Origin of the sequence: Streptomyces sp. NRRL S-340, from assembly GCF_000720185.1 — a bacterium.
Classification (GTDB): domain Bacteria; phylum Actinomycetota; class Actinomycetes; order Streptomycetales; family Streptomycetaceae; genus Streptomyces.
Window position 1 is genome coordinate 160,461 of sequence record NZ_JOIY01000015.1, and the last position, 16,129, is coordinate 176,589.

The 16,129-nt window shown below is 69.3% G+C and carries 15 protein-coding genes, 1 pseudogene and 1 riboswitch; of the genes and pseudogenes, 13 read left to right on the forward strand and 3 right to left on the reverse strand.

The genetic code is table 11. The features are described 5' to 3' along the window. The first annotated feature begins 320 nt into the window (after positions 1-320). The 4 genes from coxB to IG64_RS14790 all read left to right on the forward strand — a co-directional run bounded on the left by coxB (position 321) and on the right by IG64_RS14790 (position 4,821). The gene (coxB, locus tag IG64_RS14775) at positions 321-1,280 is read left to right on the forward strand and encodes a cytochrome c oxidase subunit II (RefSeq protein ID WP_037855884.1); all 960 of its coding nucleotides are present in this window, start codon (positions 321-323) and stop codon (positions 1,278-1,280) included. Beyond that, positions 1,277-3,022, forward strand: coding sequence for a cytochrome c oxidase subunit I (ctaD, locus tag IG64_RS14780; RefSeq protein ID WP_037855886.1), 1,746 nt, complete (start codon positions 1,277-1,279; stop codon positions 3,020-3,022). Before coxB ends, ctaD begins: the two co-directional genes overlap by 4 nt. Beyond that, entirely contained in the window at positions 3,019-3,417 is a 399-nt protein-coding gene (locus IG64_RS14785) for a cytochrome c oxidase subunit 4 (RefSeq protein WP_037855887.1), read from the forward strand. The genes ctaD and IG64_RS14785 overlap by 4 nt, the downstream gene beginning before the upstream one ends. A 132-nt stretch (positions 3,418-3,549) precedes the next feature. Then, the gene (locus IG64_RS14790) at positions 3,550-4,821 is read left to right on the forward strand and encodes a L,D-transpeptidase (RefSeq protein WP_037855889.1); all 1,272 of its coding nucleotides are present in this window, start codon (positions 3,550-3,552) and stop codon (positions 4,819-4,821) included. Positions 4,822-4,881: 60 nt separating this feature from the next. Here IG64_RS14790 and IG64_RS14795 read toward each other — a convergent pair whose 3' ends face one another. Next, the gene (locus tag IG64_RS14795; RefSeq protein WP_037855891.1) at positions 4,882-5,277 is read right to left on the reverse strand and encodes a hypothetical protein; all 396 of its coding nucleotides are present in this window, start codon (positions 5,275-5,277) and stop codon (positions 4,882-4,884) included. 195 nt (positions 5,278-5,472) lie between these two features. Here IG64_RS14795 and IG64_RS14800 point away from each other — a divergent pair, with 195 nt between their 5' ends. The 6 genes from IG64_RS14800 (at position 5,473) to IG64_RS14825 (ending at position 12,609) form a co-directional block, all read left to right on the forward strand. Beyond that, entirely contained in the window at positions 5,473-6,093 is a 621-nt protein-coding gene (locus IG64_RS14800; protein ID WP_009188180.1) for a cytochrome c oxidase subunit 3, read from the forward strand. A gap of 62 nt (positions 6,094-6,155) precedes the next feature. After that, the gene (locus tag IG64_RS14805) at positions 6,156-6,965 is read left to right on the forward strand and encodes a c-type cytochrome (RefSeq protein ID WP_037855895.1); all 810 of its coding nucleotides are present in this window, start codon (positions 6,156-6,158) and stop codon (positions 6,963-6,965) included. Beyond that, positions 6,962-8,020, forward strand: a complete 1,059-nt coding sequence (locus IG64_RS14810; protein ID WP_037855896.1) for a ubiquinol-cytochrome c reductase iron-sulfur subunit — start codon at positions 6,962-6,964, stop codon at positions 8,018-8,020. Before IG64_RS14805 ends, IG64_RS14810 begins: the two co-directional genes overlap by 4 nt. After that, on the forward strand, positions 8,017-9,654 hold the full coding sequence (locus tag IG64_RS14815; RefSeq protein WP_037855897.1) for a cytochrome b: 1,638 nt from the start codon (positions 8,017-8,019) through the stop codon (positions 9,652-9,654). Before IG64_RS14810 ends, IG64_RS14815 begins: the two co-directional genes overlap by 4 nt. 149 nt (positions 9,655-9,803) lie before the next feature. Beyond that, complete coding sequence (gene trpD, locus IG64_RS14820; protein WP_037855898.1) at positions 9,804-10,868, forward strand: anthranilate phosphoribosyltransferase; 1,065 nt, start codon at positions 9,804-9,806, stop codon at positions 10,866-10,868. Positions 10,869-10,951: 83 nt separating this feature from the next. Beyond that, positions 10,952-11,068: riboswitch (SAM riboswitch) on the forward strand. Between the two features lie 179 nt (positions 11,069-11,247). Further along, entirely contained in the window at positions 11,248-12,609 is a 1,362-nt protein-coding gene (locus IG64_RS14825) for an aminotransferase class V-fold PLP-dependent enzyme (protein WP_037855899.1), read from the forward strand. Between the two features lie 100 nt (positions 12,610-12,709). Here IG64_RS14825 and IG64_RS14830 read toward each other — a convergent pair whose 3' ends face one another. After that, a complete protein-coding gene (locus tag IG64_RS14830) occupies positions 12,710-12,991 on the reverse strand; it encodes an Lrp/AsnC family transcriptional regulator (protein WP_018567420.1) in 282 nt (93 codons plus the stop codon). Further along, positions 12,988-13,740 carry a rhomboid family intramembrane serine protease gene (locus tag IG64_RS14835; protein WP_051812917.1) on the reverse strand — a complete coding sequence of 251 codons (753 nt, stop codon included), beginning with the start codon at positions 13,738-13,740 and terminating at the stop codon, positions 12,988-12,990. Before IG64_RS14835 ends, IG64_RS14830 begins: the two co-directional genes overlap by 4 nt. Positions 13,741-13,895: 155 nt before the next feature. On the opposite strand from IG64_RS14835, the gene IG64_RS14840 reads away from it, so the two are divergent. The 3 genes and pseudogenes from IG64_RS14840 to IG64_RS38800 form a co-directional block, all read left to right on the forward strand. Continuing rightward, positions 13,896-14,135, forward strand: coding sequence for a hypothetical protein (locus IG64_RS14840; RefSeq protein WP_018567422.1), 240 nt, complete (start codon positions 13,896-13,898; stop codon positions 14,133-14,135). Between the two features lie 59 nt (positions 14,136-14,194). Continuing rightward, positions 14,195-15,544 carry an NYN domain-containing protein gene (locus tag IG64_RS14845; protein WP_037855903.1) on the forward strand — a complete coding sequence of 450 codons (1,350 nt, stop codon included), beginning with the start codon at positions 14,195-14,197 and terminating at the stop codon, positions 15,542-15,544. Positions 15,545-15,855: 311 nt separating this feature from the next. Then, a pseudogene (locus IG64_RS38800) lies at positions 15,856-16,129 on the forward strand (hypothetical protein); the annotation flags it as partial.

A 16,129-nucleotide genomic window follows, 5' to 3' on the forward strand; every position in this document is an offset into this window, starting at 1 on the left:
GGCGCGCGACAGCGCCCGGCGTGCGGCTGCGCCGCGGGGCGCGGGAATCCCCGCACGGCCCCTGGCCACCACGAACGGCGTACCCGCGGGCCGGAGGGGGCCACGACTCGCCCGGCCAAAGCACGCCACTTCGGGGCATCCCACCCGTCGGCGTGACCCGCGGCGCGTTGGGCACCCCTCCCCGCGACCCGCCGGAAGGCGTCCAGTAGGGTTTGGTCCGCATAAACATCCAAACCCCTGCCCGACGCAGGGCGGCGACCGACCAGCGAGAAGGCAGGCCGCAGCCAACCGCGCGGGCGAGACTCTCGGGAAGGCGCTACGTGAGTCCCAACGGCTCCGACCGCTCGCCGCGGCGCCCGATGCGGCGGAAGCTGCTGCAGGCACTGACTGCGGGCCTGGTCCTGGCGACCGCGACCGGTTGCACATACAAGGACTTCCCCCGGCTGGGTATGCCCACCCCGGCCACGGAAGAGGCTCCGCGGATCCTCTCGCTGTGGCAGGGGTCCTGGGCGGCCGCGATCGCGGTCGGCGTGCTGGTGTGGGGTCTGATCCTGTGGAGTGCTTTCTTCCACCGGCGCAGCCGCACCAAGGTCGAGGTACCTCCGCAGACCCGGTACAACATGCCCATCGAGGCCCTGTACACGGTGGTCCCGCTCATCATCGTCTCGGTGCTCTTCTACTTCACGGCCCGCGACGAGTCGAAGCTCCTCGACGAATCCAAGAAGCCCGACGTCACGGTCAACGTCGTCGGCTACCAGTGGAGCTGGGCCTTCAACTACGTCGCTCCCGTCGCCGGTTCGGCGGGTGACGCGAAGACCGACAAGAACCTGCTGGCCATCCCGGACCGGTTCAAGAAGGACTTCCCGGCGAAGGCCGGCGGTGTCTACGACTTCGGTACGCCGGCCACGCGGAACCCGCAGAACGGCAACCCGGGTCCGACCCTGTGGCTGCCCAAGGGCAAGACCGTCCGCTTCATCCTCACCTCACGGGACGTCAACCACTCCTTCTGGGTGCTGCCGTTCCTGATGAAGATGGACGTCATCCCCGGCCACACCAACTCCTTCCAGGTGACCCCCAACCAGGAGGGCACCTTCCGGGGCAAGTGCGCCGAGCTCTGCGGCCAGGACCACTCCCGGATGCTGTTCAACGTGAAGGTCGTCTCGCCGGACCGTTACGAGCAGCACCTCAAGGACCTCGCTAAGAAGGGGCAGACCGGTTACGTTCCCGCCGGCATCGCGCAGACGAGCCACGAGAAGAACCGGGAGACGAACAACCTGTGAGCATCCTCAACGAACCCCAGGGTGCCGCGGCGGCTGAGGGCTCTTACGAGAGCGAGCTGCCGGTCCGGCGCAAGCAACCCGGGAACGTGGTGGTGAAGTGGCTGACGACCACCGACCACAAGACGATCGGCACGCTGTATCTGGTGACGTCGTTCGCGTTCTTCTGCATCGGTGGCGTGATGGCGCTGCTGATGCGTGCCGAGCTGGCCCGGCCGGGCCTGCAGCTCATGTCGAACGAGCAGTTCAACCAGGCGTTCACGATGCACGGCACGATCATGCTGCTGATGTTCGCGACGCCGCTGTTCGCCGGCTTCACGAACTGGATCATGCCGCTGCAGATCGGCGCCCCGGACGTGGCGTTCCCGCGGCTGAACATGTTCGCCTACTGGCTGTACCTGTTCGGCTCGCTGATCGCGGTGGGCGGCTTCCTCACCCCGCAGGGTGCGGCCGACTTCGGCTGGTTCGCCTACGCGCCGCTGTCCGACGCGGTGCACTCGCCGGGTATCGGCGGCGACATGTGGATCATGGGTCTGGCCTTCTCCGGCTTCGGCACGATCCTCGGCTCGGTCAACTTCATCACCACGATCATCTGCATGCGCGCGCCCGGCATGACCATGTTCCGCATGCCGATCTTCACCTGGAACGTGCTGCTGACCGCGGTGCTGGTCCTGCTCGCCTTCCCGGTGCTGGCCGCCGCGCTGTTCGCCCTGGAGGCGGACCGCAAGTTCGGTGCCCACGTCTTCGACGCGGCGAACGGCGGAGCCCTGCTCTGGCAACACCTCTTCTGGTTCTTCGGCCATCCAGAGGTGTACATCATCGCGCTGCCGTTCTTCGGCATCATCAGTGAGGTCATCCCGGTCTTCTCCCGCAAGCCGATGTTCGGCTACATGGGTCTGATCGGTGCCACGATCTCCATCGCGGGTCTGTCCGTGACGGTGTGGGCCCACCACATGTACGTCACCGGTGGTGTGCTGCTGCCGTTCTTCTCCTTCATGACCTTCCTGATCGCGGTCCCGACCGGTGTGAAGTTCTTCAACTGGATCGGCACGATGTGGAAGGGCAGCCTGTCCTTCGAGACGCCCATGCTGTGGGCGACCGGCTTCCTGATCACCTTCACCTTCGGTGGTCTGACCGGTGTCATCCTGGCCGCGCCGCCGCTGGACTTCCACATCTCCGACTCGTACTTCGTGGTGGCGCACTTCCACTACGTGGTCTTCGGCACGGTCGTCTTCGCGATGTTCTCCGGCTTCCACTTCTGGTGGCCGAAGTTCACCGGCAAGATGCTCGACGAGCGTCTGGGCAAGATGACCTTCTGGATGCTGTTCATCGGCTTCCACGGCACCTTCCTGGTGCAGCACTGGCTGGGTACCGAGGGCATGCCGCGACGCATCCCCGACTACCTGGCGGCCGACGGCTTCACCGCGCTGAACACGGTGTCGACGATCTTCTCCTTCCTGCTCGGCCTGTCGATCCTGCCGTTCTTCTACAACGTGTGGAAGACGGCCAAGTACGGCAAGCCGGTCAACATGGACGACCCGTGGGGTTACGGCCGCTCCCTGGAGTGGGCGACCTCCTGCCCGCCGCCGCGGCACAACTTCCTCACCCTGCCGCGGATCCGCAGCGAATCCCCGGCGTTCGACCTGCACCACCCGGAGATCGCCGCGCTCGACCAGCTCGAGAACGCCGGTCACGGGGGCTCCGAGAAGGCTGCCGTCGCCGGCGGCAAGGAGGCCGGCAAGTGAAGATCCAGGGCAAGATGTTCATCTGGCTGAGCGCCTTCCTGCTCGTCATGGCGATCGTCTATGGCGTGTGGTCGAAGGAGCCGGCCGGCACCACGGCCCTCTTCCTCTCCTTCGGCCTGAGCATCATGGTCGGCTTCTACCTCGGCTTCACGGCCAAGCGGGTCGACGCGGGCGCTCAGGACAACAAGGAGGCCGATGTCGCGGACGACGCCGGTGAGCTGGGCTTCTTCAGCCCGCACAGCTGGCAGCCGCTCGCCCTCGGCGTCGGTGGCGCGCTGGCCTTCCTGGGCGTTGCCCTCGGCTGGTGGCTGCTGTACTTCGGAGCGCCGATCGTCTTCCTCGCGCTGCTCGGCTGGGTCTTCGAGTACTACCGCGGTGAGAACCGCACCCAGTAGCACAGACTGAACACCGGGGAACCCGGGCACTCCATCGGACGAGTGCCCGGGTTCCCTCTTTTTGTCGTACCGGCATCCCCCGGACGGACGACCCACCGTGCCGGAGTTGACGAAGCTCCTTAGCGTGCTGCCATGAGCACCACACTGTTCTCGCGGGGCGCAAAGGCCGGTGTCAGCTGCACTCTTCTGGTGGTCGCCCTCGGCGCGGGCGTCACCGCCTGCGGTGCGGACGACAACCCCCTGGCCGCCGACCCCTACGACGCGGCGGACCAGATCTCCTTCAGCGGCCTCACGGAGGCCGGCAAGAAGGCCGACCCGGAAAAACCCCTGGTGGTCACCGCCTCGGGCTCCGAGGGGCGCATCACGGACGTCACCGCCGTGGACGCCACAGGGCGGCACGTCTCGGGTGAACTCGCCGCCGACGGCAGCCGCTGGCACAGCACCTCACCACTGGCCGCCGGCGCCCACTACACCCTCACGGTGAGCACCGAGAACGACGACGGCGCACCCGGCCGCAAGGTCGTCGGCTTCGACACCAGCAAGCCCGCGACCACCAAGCGCCTGAACGTCACGTTCGGCCCGGAGGCGGGCACCTACGGCGTCGGCGAGCCCATCGTGGCCGAACTGGACCAGCCCGTGAAGGACAAGGCGCAGCGCGCCGTCGTGGAGCGAGGTCTCCAGGTGGTGTCCACGCCCGCCGTGCAGGGCTCCTGGTACTGGGTGGACGACAAGCAGCTCCACTACCGGCCCAAGGACTACTGGCCCGCGAACGCCACCATCCAGGTGCACAGCACCCTCCAGGACATCCGCATCGGCGACCAGCTGTACGGCGGCACCGCCAAGCCGCTGACCGTCACCACCGGGGACCGGGTCGTCGCCGTCACGGACGCGGCCACGCACCGGCTGACGGTCTACCGGAACGACGAGAAGATCAAGGAGATCCCCGTCACCACCGGCAAGCCCGGATTCGAGACCCGCAACGGCGTCAAGGTGGTACTCGCCAAGCAGTACTTCGTGCGGATGAAGAGCACCACCGTCGGCATCGCCGCGGGCTCCTCGGACTCCTACGACCTGCCGGTGTACTACGCCACCCGGGTCACCTGGAGCGGCGAGTTCGTGCACGCCGCCCCCTGGTCCGTCGGCTCCCAGGGCAGCGCCAACGTCAGCCACGGCTGCACCGGCATGAGCACGCCGAACGCCAAGTGGTTCTTCGACAACATCCACGAGGGCGACGTCGTCCAGGTCGTCAACTCCAAGGGCGATCCGATGGAGCTGTTCGACAACGGCATCGGCGACTGGAACCTGTCCTGGCAGAAGTGGCTCCAGGGCAGCGCCCTGGCCTCCGGGACCCGGTCGGCCGCCCCGCAGGGGAACCAGGCGCGGCTGAGCCCCCAGAGCCTCTGAGACCGCCGGTCCGGGACGGCCCGCGCCCGCTGGGCAGCGGGCCGCCCGGAGCCGCCGCTCCTACACCAGCGCGGGCTTGCGCAGCAGCGCGGCCAGTGCGGCGGCGAACTCCACCGGCTCCACCGGAAGGGTGACCGCAGCGTCCGCGCGGCTCCAGGTGGCCAGCCAGGCGTCCTGCGGCCGCCCGATGAGCAGCAGCACCGGCGGGCACCGGAAGACCTCGTCCTTGATCTGGCGGCACATCCCCATGCCGCCCATCGGCACGGCCTCGCCGTCCAGGACGCAGACGTCGATCCCGCCCCGGTCCAGTTCGGCCAGGACCGCCGCGGGCGTGGCGCACTCCACGAACTCCACCACGGGCGCGTCCTGGGCCGGCCGCCGGCCCGTGGCCAACCGCACCTGCTCCCGGGTGTTGGCGTCGTCGCTGTAGACCAGGACCGTCGCGGTCGCCTGCATTGTTCCTCCACGCCTCTTGAGAAGACACAGCATTGTGCGGAACTTCCGGGTACCGATGGCGCGGATGCTACTCCCTCGCGGACCCGGTCAACACCGCCTTGAACACCCCTTCGATGGGCCATACGGGCTGGACACACCCCACAGACACTCCGAACGGCACCCCCCGGAGTGAGGGCGGGATAAGCGACCGACATAATGTCGGTCGTGGCGACAGCAACGACAGTAGAAACCGGGCACGCGCACCCGTCGGTCAACCGGCCGAACCTCACCAGCGTCGGAACCATCATCTGGCTGAGTTCCGAGCTGATGTTCTTCGCGGCCCTCTTCGCGATGTACTTCACCCTGCGATCGGTGACGGGTCCGGCGCACTGGAAGGAGATGGCGGACCACCTCAACGTCCCCTTCTCGTCGGCGAACACCACGATCCTGGTGCTCTCCTCACTCACCTGCCAGCTCGGCGTCTTCGCCGCCGAGCGCGGTGACGTGAAGAAGCTCCGGGGCTGGTTCATCGTCACCTTCATCATGGGTGCGATCTTCATCGGCGGTCAGATCTACGAGTACACCAGCCTGGTGAAGGAGGACGGGCTCTCCCTGTCCTCCGACCCGTACGGCTCGGTGTTCTACCTGACCACCGGCTTCCACGGGCTGCACGTGACAGGCGGTCTCATCGCCTTCCTGCTGGTCCTCGGCCGTACCTACGCGGCCCGGAGGTTCACCCACGAGCAGGCGACCGCGGCCATCGTCGTGTCCTACTACTGGCACTTCGTCGATGTCGTCTGGATCGGCCTCTTCGCCACGATCTACCTGATCAAGTAGCCGACGAACCGATCCAAGTCCGCAAAGCATCGACGCAGAAGATCCTGACACCGGGGTAATCCGTGAAAAAGCTCTCCGCACGACGACGCCATCCGCTGGCGGCGGTCGTCGTCCTCCTTCTCGCGCTGGCGGCCACGGGGGGGCTGTACACCGCGTTCGCGCCCGCGAGCAAGGCGAAGGCCGACGACTCCGCTCAGTCCCTCACCATCGAGGAGGGCAAGAAGCTCTACCAGGTCGGCTGCGCAAGCTGCCACGGCACCGGTGGTCAGGGCACCACTGACGGTCCGACCCTGGTGGGCGTGGGCGCCGCCGCAGTCGACTTCCAGGTCGGCACCGGCCGTATGCCGGCCCAGCAGCCGGGCGCTCAGGTCCCGCGCAAGAAGGTCATCTACACCCAGGCCGAGATCGACCAGCTGGCGGCGTACATCGCCTCCCTGGGTGCCGGCCCGGCCGTGCCCACGAAGAACGAGTACAGCCCCCAGGGCGCGGACATCGCCAAGGGCGGTGAGCTGTTCCGCACCAACTGCGCCCAGTGCCACAACATCACCGGCAAGGGCGGTGCGCTCACGCACGGCAAGTTCGCGCCGGACCTCGAGGGCGTCGACCCGAAGCACATCTACGAGGCCATGCAGACCGGCCCGCAGAACATGCCGTCGTTCCCCGACACCACGATGTCCCAGAAGAACAAGAAGGACATCATCGCGTACCTGAACGCGGTCAACGGCGACCAGACGGAGAACCCCGGCGGTCTGGAACTGGGCGGCCTCGGGCCGGTCAGTGAGGGTCTGTTCGGCTGGATCTTCGGGCTGGGCGCCCTGATCGCCGTCGCCGTGTGGGTCGCCGCCCGGACCGCAAAGGCCAAGAAGTCATGAGTAGCCAAGACATTCCAGAAGAGAACCTGCCTGCCGAGCAGGGCACGGCGCACGGCGCCGTAGGGGTCGCGGACGACAAGAACCCGTTCGCCGACCCGGGCCTGCCGCCCCACGAGCACCGGATCCAGGACATCGACGAGCGGGCCGCCAGGCGGTCCGAGCGCGCCGTCGCCCTGATGTTCACGGTGTCGATGCTGGCCACCGTGGGCTTCATCGCCTCGTACGTGACCATCCCGAACGACAAGTCGATCTACGTCTTCCCGATCGGGCACATCAGCGCGATGAACTTCGCGCTGGGTCTGACGCTGGGCGTGGCGCTGTTCTGCATCGGCGCGGGCGCGGTCCACTGGGCCCGCACCCTGATGTCGGACGCGGAGGTCGCCGACGAGCGTCACCCGATCGAGGCGTCCCCCGAGGTCCGTGCGAAGGTCCACGCGGACTTCAAGCAGGGTGCCAAGGAGTCCGCGATCGGCCGCCGCCCGCTGATCCGCAACACCATGCTGGGTGCCCTCACGCTGGTGCCGCTGTCCGGGCTGTTCCTGCTGCGCGACCTGGGCCCGCTGCCCAAGGAATCGCTTCGCCACACCATGTGGGCGAAGGGCAAGCGCCTGGTCAACATGAACACCAACCAGCCGATGCGTCCCGAGGACATCGCCGTCGGCTCGCTCACCTTCGCCAAGCCCGACGGCCTGGAGGAGACGAGCGAGGAGTTCCAGCAGGAGATCGCCAAGGCGGCCCTGATGATCGTCCGGCTGCAGCCGGACAACATCAAGGACAAGCGCGAGCTGGAGTGGTCGCACCAGGGTGTCGTGGCCTATTCGAAGATCTGCACCCACGTCGGTTGCCCGATCTCCCTGTACGAGCAGCAGACGCACCACGTGCTGTGCCCGTGCCACCAGTCCACCTTCGACCTCTCCGACGGCGCCCGAGTCATCTTCGGCCCGGCCGGTCACGCCCTGCCGCAGCTGCGCATCGGCGTGGACAGCGAGGGGTACCTCGAGGCGCTCGGCGACTTCGAGGAGCCCGTCGGTCCTGCATTCTGGGAGCGCGGATGAGTACTTCAGCGAGCAACCCGACCCGCTCGCGCGGGAAGGCACCGGCCGGCGAGAAGCTCGCCGACTGGGCCGACGGCCGGCTGGGCATCTACAGCCTGGCCAAGGCCAACATGCGCAAGATCTTCCCCGACCACTGGTCGTTCATGCTGGGTGAGGTCTGCCTCTACAGCTTCCTGATCATCATCCTCACGGGTGTGTATCTGACGCTGTTCTTCCACCCGTCGATGAACGAGGTGGTCTACCACGGCAGCTACGTCCCGCTCCAGGGACAGCTGATGAGCGAGGCGTTCAACTCGACCCTGCACATCTCCTTCGAGGTGCGCGGTGGTCTGCTCATCCGGCAGATCCACCACTGGGCCGCGCTGATCTTCCTCGCGGGCATGTTCGTGCACATGATGCGTGTGTTCTTCACCGGCGCGTTCCGCAAGCCGCGTGAGGTCAACTGGATGTTCGGCTTCCTGCTGTTCGTCCTGGGCATGTTCACCGGTTTCACCGGTTACTCGCTCCCGGACGACCTGCTGTCCGGCACCGGTGTCCGCTTCATGGAGGGCGCGATCCTGTCCGTGCCGATCGTCGGCACGTACATCTCGTACTTCCTCTTCGGCGGCGAGTTCCCCGGTCACGACTTCGTGGCGCGGTTCTACTCGATCCACATCCTGCTGCTGCCGGGCATCATGCTCGGCCTGGTCGTCGGCCACCTGATCCTGGTCTTCTACCACAAGCACACGCAGTTCGCGGGCCCCGGCAAGACCAACAACAACGTCGTCGGCATGCCGCTGCTGCCGGTCTACATGGCCAAGGCCGGAGGCTTCTTCTTCCTGGTCTTCGGTGCCATCGCGGCCATCGCGGCGATCGCGCAGATCAACCCGGTCTGGGCCATCGGCCCCTACCGTCCGGACCAGGTGTCCACCGGCGCCCAGCCCGACTGGTACATGGGCATGGCCGAGGGCCTCATCCGCGCGATGCCCGGCTGGGAGATCAACTTCTGGGGCCACACGCTGGTCCTGGGCGTGTTCATCCCGCTGGTGCTCTTCGGTGTGGTCCTCGCGGTCATCGCGCTGTACCCGTTCATCGAGTCCTGGGTCACCGGCGACCGGCGCGAGCACCACATCCTGGACCGCCCGCGCAACGTCCCGACCCGTACGGCCTTCGGTGCCGCGTGGATCGCCTGGTACTTCGTGCTGCTGGTCGGTGGTGGAAACGACCTGTGGGCCACCCACTTCCACCTGTCGATCAACGCGATCACCTGGTTCGTGCGCATCGCGTTCTTCCTGGTGCCGATCGTCACCTTCGTCGTCACGAAGCGGATCTGCCTCGGCCTGCAGCGCCGGGACAAGGACAAGGTGCTGCACGGCCGCGAGTCCGGCATCATCAAGCGCCTGCCGCACGGTGAGTTCATCGAGGTCCACGAGCCGCTCAGCCAGGAGCAGCTGTACACCCTCACGGCCCACCACCAGTACGAGCCGGCCGAGATCGGCCCGACGGTCGACGAGAACGGTGTCGAGCGCAAGGTCGGAGGTACGGAGAAGCTGCGCGCCAAGCTCAGCAACGCGTACTTCGGTGAGGACAGCCAGATCGCGAAGCCGACCGTCGAGGAGTACAAGGAGATCACGAGCGGCCACGGCCACCACTGATCACTTAACCCTGAGCGTCGCCACGCCACGGTGAAGGGCCCCGTCCGAACCCCGGACGGGGCCCTTCGCCGTGCCCGGGGCTGGATAGGGTGGACATCGGTACGAGAGGTAGCGTCCGGGAGCCCCGGGCACCGATTCAGGAGCGGCTTATGAGCGCTGTGACCCCCGCTGGAGGCGACACCGCGGCGGGCCGTTCCTGGCCCCGGATGCTGAACGGTCTGCTGGAGGGCCGGGACCTGGTCGCCGACGACACCGCCTGGGCCATGGACCGGATGATGGGCGGCGAGGCGACCGACGCCCAGATCGCGGCCTTCGCGGTGGCCCTGCGTGCCAAGGGCGCCACCGTCGAGGAGATCACCGGTCTCGTCCGCACGATGTACGAGCACGCCAACGTGATCGAGGTGCCCGGCGCCACCGTCGACATCGTCGGCACCGGCGGCGACGGCGCCAAGACGGTGAACATCTCCACCATGTCCTCGATCGTCGTCGCGGGCACCGGCGCGAAGGTCGTCAAGCACGGCAACCGGGCGGCGTCCTCCGCCTCCGGCGCCTCCGACGTCCTGGAGAAGCTCGGCGTCAACCTCGACCTGACGCCGCGGCGGGTGGTCGAGGTCGCCGAGGAGGCCGGGATCACCTTCTGCTTCGCGGTGAAGTTCCACCCGGCGCTGCGCCATGTGGGCGCGGCCCGCGGGCAGTTGGGCATCCGCACAGTGTTCAACCTGCTCGGTCCGCTGACCAATCCGGCCAAGGTGAAGGCCCAGGCGGTCGGCGTCGCGGTGGCGCACGAGGCGCCGATCGTGGCGGGCGTCTTCGCCGAACGCGGCAACTCCTCCCTGGTCTTCCGCGGCGACGACGGGCTCGACGAGCTGACCACCACCGCGACCTCGCGGGTGTGGGTCGTGCGGGACGGCAAGGTCACCGAGGAGGCCTTCGACCCGCGCGACGTCGGCCTGGACCTGGTGCCGGTGGAGGCGCTGCGCGGCGCGGACGCCTCCTACAACGCCGAGGTCGCCCGCCGGCTGCTGGAGGGCGAGAGCGGCCCCGTACGGGACGCCGTCCTGCTGAACTCGGCGGCGGCCCTGGTCGCCCTGGAACCGGGCTCGGGGACGCTGGCGGAGCAGATCCGGGCCGGGATGGAGAGGGCCGCAGAGTCGATCGACTCCGGGGCGGCCCGGCGCACGCTGGAGCGCTGGGTGGCCGCCAGCAACGCCTGAGCCGTGCGGTGCGCCGCAGGGCGCGGTCCACGATCCGGACCGCGCCTTGCGCCCGGAAGATCGTGTGGCAAGATGTTGGACCAGGTCATGAGTGACAGCCATGTGGCCCCGGCCGGCTGTCCGGCAACCCTCCGTCCGTGGCGGGGTGCCCCGGGTGAAGACCAGGTCGTAGGCAGCGAGGTCTACGGCAAGCGCGGACCCCTCGCATCACCAGGGGTCCTGGTCGTACGAGGGAGCCTTCCGTGAGCAACCGAATGCGTTAGGGCGACCGGCCTAGAGGCCGCAGAGCCCCGCCTCCGCACACCTCTTCTCACCTCGCCACGCTGGAGCCCTGTCCGCTCGCGTGGTGGATTCACCCTGCTTTCACGGGAGTTCACCCATGTCTGTCTCCACCGTTGCCGCCGACCAGTCCGTTTGTGCCCCGCTGGCCGTTCTGGGACGGGATGTGACCGTTCCGCTGGTGACCGGCGGCGAGGTCACCTACGCGGCCCTCGACTACGCGGCCAGCGCCCCCGCGCTCCAGCGGGTCTGGGACGACGTGGCCGCGTACGCCCCCTACTACGGCAGTGTCCACCGCGGGGCCGGCTACCTCTCGCAGCTCTCCACCGACCTGTTCGAGAACGCCCGGCGCACCGTCGCCGAGTTCCTCGACTGCCGCGCGGACGACCAGGTGGTGTTCACCCGCTCCACCACCGACTCCCTCAACCTGCTGGCCCGTGCCGTCCCGGCCGACTGCCGGGTGTTCGTCTTCGAGACCGAGCACCACGCGTCCCTGCTGCCCTGGCGCGACGCCCAGGTGACCTACCTCAACGCCCCGCGGACCCCGGAGCAGGCCGTGGCGACCCTGGAGCGGGCGCTGGCCGGCCGCGAGCCCCACGGCCCCGCCCTGGTCTGCGTCACCGGCGCCTCCAACGTCACCGGTGAGCTGTGGCCGGTGCGGGAGCTGGCCGCCGCCGCCCACGCGCACGGTGCCCGGATCGTCCTGGACGCCGCCCAGCTCGCCCCGCACCACCCGGTGTCGGTCAAGGACCTCGACGTCGACTGGGTCGCCTTCTCCGGGCACAAGCTGTACGCCCCCTTCGGCTCCGGGGTGCTGGCCGGGCGCGCGGACTGGCTGCGCGAGGCCGAGCCGTACCTCGCGGGCGGCGGCGCCAGCCGCCGGGTGACGCGGCGCGCGGACGGGGGAGTGGACGTGCAGTGGCACGACAGCGCCGCCCGCCACGAGGCCGGCTCGCCGAACGTCATCGGCGCCTACTCGATCGCGGCGGCCTGCAAGGCGCTGACCGAGGCCGGGTTCGACGCGCTGGTGGCCCGCGAGCAGTACCTCATCGGCAAGGTGCGCGACGGGCTGGCCGGGGTGCCCGAGGTGAAGGTGCTCTCCCTGTTCGGGGACGACGCCCCGCGGGTCGGCGTGCTCTCCTTCGTGGTGGCCGGCTGGAACAGCTCGCACTTCGCCGCCGCGCTCTCCGCCGAGTACGGCATCGGGGTCCGCGACGGCCTGTTCTGCGCCCACCCGCTGGTGCGCACCCTGCTCGGCAGCGACCCGCAGACCCAGGGCGAGTGCGGTGCCCCCGAGGCCGCGCCCGGCGAGAAGTCCCTCAACGCCATCCGCGTCAGCTTCGGCGCCGGCACCCCCGACGAGCACGTGGAGCGCTTCGTGGCGGCGGTGCGGGAGCTGGTGGCCGAGGGCGCGAAGTGGACGTACCGCACCGAGGACGGCCGCTGCGTGCCCGCCGTGTGAGGCCCCGCGTCCCGCGCGCGGTGCCGAGCCGGCGCCGAGCCGGCCGAGTGCCGCGGGCGGCCGCGGCGGACGGCGCCCCGAAGGCGGCGTCCGCGATCGGTCAGGAGTCCAGTCCGATCGCGAACGCCGCCTCCAGGTCGTGCTGCGAGTACGTGCGGAAGGCGACGTGCGTGTCCGTGGCCTCCACTCCGGGGATCTTGCTGATCCGGCCGGGGATGATCTCCGCCAGGTCCTCGTGCCGGCCCACCCGCACCATGGCGATCAGGTCGTACGTGCCGGTGACGGAGAAGACCTCGCTCACGCTCTCCAGCGAGGCGATCCGCTCGGCGATCTCGGGGATCCGGTCCACGCTGGTCTTGATGAGGACGATCGCGGTGATCACGGCTGGTTCTCTCCCTCGGGGGCCGGAGCAGGGGTGACCTTCACTCTAGTCGGCCGCCCGAACCTGGCCCACGCGTAGCCGAAGCCGAGCGCGAAGCCGATGACGTGGGCCAGGTAGGCCACGCCGGGCCCGTCGGAAGCCCGGCCTGCGGCCAGCCACTGCAGGGCGGCCCAGAAGGGCAGGACGACCCAGGCGGGCAGGCGCAGCGGCAGGAAGAAGAGGAACGGCAGCACGCTGGTGACCCGGGCCCGGGGGAGCAGGTAGAGGAAGGCACCGAGGACCGCCGAGATCGCTCCCGAGGCCCCGACCAGGGTCTGGCCGGAGTCCGCGTGGGCGCCGGCGTACCCCAGCAGTGCCAGGTACCCGCAGCCGACGTAGAACAGCGTGAACTCGACGCGGCCCATGCGTTCCTCCGTCAGCGCGCCGAAGACGTGCAGGAAGAGCATGTTGCCGAGCAGATGGACCCAGCTGCCGTGCACGAACAGGGCCGTGGCGGGGGTGAGGGCGGCCCGGGCGGAACCCGTGAACAGGTCGGCGGGGATCACGCCCCAGCGCCGGAAGTAGGCCTGCTGGGCCTGGAGCAGGGTGTCCCCGGTGCCGTGGGCGGGGACGAGTCCGGCGGCCGGGCTGATCGCGAAGGCGGCGCAGCACAGGACGATCAGGGCGGTCGTCACCGGCGCCGGTGCGGACCGGACCGCCCTGAGCGCCCTGACCGTCCGGGCGGCCACCGCGTTCCTGGAGCTGATCATGTGTACAGAGCATGGCGTAACAGGGCGCATCCGCACACATCGCCTCGCCGCCGTGGACAGCCGGGCGCCGAGTGGCCTCCAGGCCGTAGGGTTACGAGCCGGCGCACCGGGGAAGCCGGCGCGTCGCGGAATCCGGAAGGAAAGTGAGCAGCCCGATGACGGTTCCCCTGCCGACCGCCACGACGCGGTGGCGCTGCACCCTCTGCGGCAACCTCACCCGTTTCGACGTGACGCGCTCGTCGAAGGTCGTCGAGTACGTCCACCTCGACCTGGCCGGGGAGCCCACGGTCGAGGAGCGCGAGGTCGTCAGTGAGACCATCGAGTCGGTGCGCTGCCGCTGGTGCAACGCGGTGGACAAGGTGGAACTCGTGGACAGGCCGGGCGCCGGCTCCTGAGCGGAGCGGACCCGCACAGGCGACCCCGGGAGGGGTCCCGTGAGGCATTGGGGTGACGGATGGGGCAGACACGAGGCGGGGAGCCGGACGACGGCGCCGCTGAGGTGCTCGACCGTCCGCTGCCCGACGGCGTGCGTCGCAGGGTCGTGCAGATCGTGGCCGACGCCTTCGGCCGGCTGACCGTCGCCGAGCTGCCCGCGCAACTGCGCCAGTACGCCCGGTTCGCGCCCAACCGCCGGGCCAAGTTCGCCGGCAACGCGATGGCGGCGGCGCTGGAGACCGACACGCTGTTCCGGCAGCGGGTCGGGGAGAAGTTCCGGGAGGCGCAGGCGGAGCTGTGCGGCGCCCTCGACTCCGGCGCGCCGCCTCCGGCCGCGGACCCGCTCGACGTGGCCGCCGCGGCCTACGTCCTGCGCCCGGCGGGCTGGGTGAAGCTGGTGACCGCCGCGGGCGAGGAGGCACTGCGGGCGCACGCCGAGCGCGCCGAGGAGGAGAGCCGCGCCGAACTGGAGCGGCTGCGCGAGCAGCTCGCCGCCGCCCGTGAGCAGGCCCGTGCCGAGACCGAACGCCTGCGCGCCGAGCTGGACGCGGCGCGCAAGGAGGCCGATTCGCTGCACCGCAAGCTGCGCGCCGCGCTCAGCGACGTCAAGCGCGGCGAGGCGGCGCTGCGCAAGACGCGCGGCGAGACGGAGACGGCGCGCGCCGAGGCGCAGGTGCAGGTGTCGGCCGCCGAGAGCGAGAACCGGCGGCTGAAGGCGCGCCTGGGCGAGGCGGAGGCCGCCCTGGAGGCCACCCGCAAGGCCGCCCGTGAGGGGCGCAGTGTCGAGGACATGCGGGTGCGGCTGCTGCTGGACACCGTGCTCGACGCCGCCCAGGGGCTCCGGCGCGAACTCGCGCTGCCGCCGGTGTCCGTACGGCCCGCCGAGACCGTCGACGCGGTGGAGCCGGGCCGGATGACACCGAAGGACATCGCCGCCCGCGCGCTGTCCGAGCACGACCCGGCGGTCCTGGACCAGTTGCTCGCGCTGCCGCAGGCGCATCTGGTCGTCGACGGCTACAACGTCACCAAGACCGGCTATCCCCAGATGCCGCTGGAGAAGCAGCGTCTGCGGCTGCTCGGACAGCTCTCGCAGCTCGCCGCGCAGACCGGCGCGGAGGTCACCTGTGTCTTCGACGGGGCCGAACTGGCCGCGCCGGTGCTGCTGGCGCCGCCGCGCGGGGTGCGGGTGCTGTTCTCCAAGCCGGGTGTCACCGCGGACGAGCTGATCCGTCAGCTGGTGCGCGCCGAGCCGCCGGGCCGGCCGGTCATCGTCGCCTCCACCGACCGCGAGGTGGCCGACGGTGTCGCCCGGGCGGGAGCGCGCCCGGTGGCGTCGGCGATGCTGCTGAAGCGTCTGTCGCGCGGCTGAGGACAGAGCTGAGGACGCTGAAGACCGACACGGGCGGGCCGCGGTGGCCCGCCGGCCGCTCTCCCGGATCGGCAAAACGGTCATAAGCCGATCTGCATCTCATTCACAACGTAGAGGTTTGATGCCCGAATTGACGGATCCGTCACGCAACGTAGCGTCAACCGTGCCTCACGCCTGGTGAGTTGAGGCAAAGAATGCGGGCTGTGACGGGATTTCTCGGCGGGAGGATTTGAATTCATCACGATGAGGTCACTAGGGTCTGGCCTCGAACCTCCGAGCGGGTGGTCACTCACAAGAAGGAGCTTTCTTCCGTGGCGTCCCACCGTCGACCCAAACAGCCCAGTCGCGCACGCGTGACGATGCTCACCACCGCGGCCGCCGCCGCCGTCGCGATCAGCGCGCAGGCGGCCAACGCGGCTCCGAGTGAGAAGCCGAGCAAGGACGAGGTCAAGTCCAAGGTCGACCGCCCGCGGCCAGCAGGACCTCAACAAGCTGCGCGACGGCCTCGGTTCGATGGCGGCCGGCCAGTACCGCTCCGGCGGCATCGACCCGTCCCTCCAGCTCTTCCTCTCCTCCCACCCGGAC

Excerpts from the sequence above, each read along its gene's own strand:
- trpD (WP_037855898.1), top strand. The coding sequence starts at position 9,804 with ATGAGCGCTGTGACCCCCGCTGGAGGCGACACCGCGGCGGGCCGTTCC.
- IG64_RS14795 (WP_037855891.1), bottom strand. The coding sequence starts at position 5,277 with ATGCAGGCGACCGCGACGGTCCTGGTCTACAGCGACGACGCCAACACC.
- IG64_RS14810 (WP_037855896.1), top strand. The coding sequence starts at position 6,962 with ATGAGTAGCCAAGACATTCCAGAAGAGAACCTGCCTGCCGAGCAGGGC.
- IG64_RS14815 (WP_037855897.1), top strand. The coding sequence starts at position 8,017 with ATGAGTACTTCAGCGAGCAACCCGACCCGCTCGCGCGGGAAGGCACCG.
- IG64_RS14840 (WP_018567422.1), top strand. The coding sequence starts at position 13,896 with ATGACGGTTCCCCTGCCGACCGCCACGACGCGGTGGCGCTGCACCCTC.
- IG64_RS14845 (WP_037855903.1), top strand. The coding sequence starts at position 14,195 with ATGGGGCAGACACGAGGCGGGGAGCCGGACGACGGCGCCGCTGAGGTG.
- IG64_RS14825 (WP_037855899.1), top strand. The coding sequence starts at position 11,248 with ATGTCTGTCTCCACCGTTGCCGCCGACCAGTCCGTTTGTGCCCCGCTG.
- IG64_RS14800 (WP_009188180.1), top strand. The coding sequence starts at position 5,473 with ATGTCGGTCGTGGCGACAGCAACGACAGTAGAAACCGGGCACGCGCAC.
- IG64_RS14790 (WP_037855889.1), top strand. The coding sequence starts at position 3,550 with ATGAGCACCACACTGTTCTCGCGGGGCGCAAAGGCCGGTGTCAGCTGC.
- IG64_RS14835 (WP_051812917.1), bottom strand. The coding sequence starts at position 13,740 with ATGATCAGCTCCAGGAACGCGGTGGCCGCCCGGACGGTCAGGGCGCTC.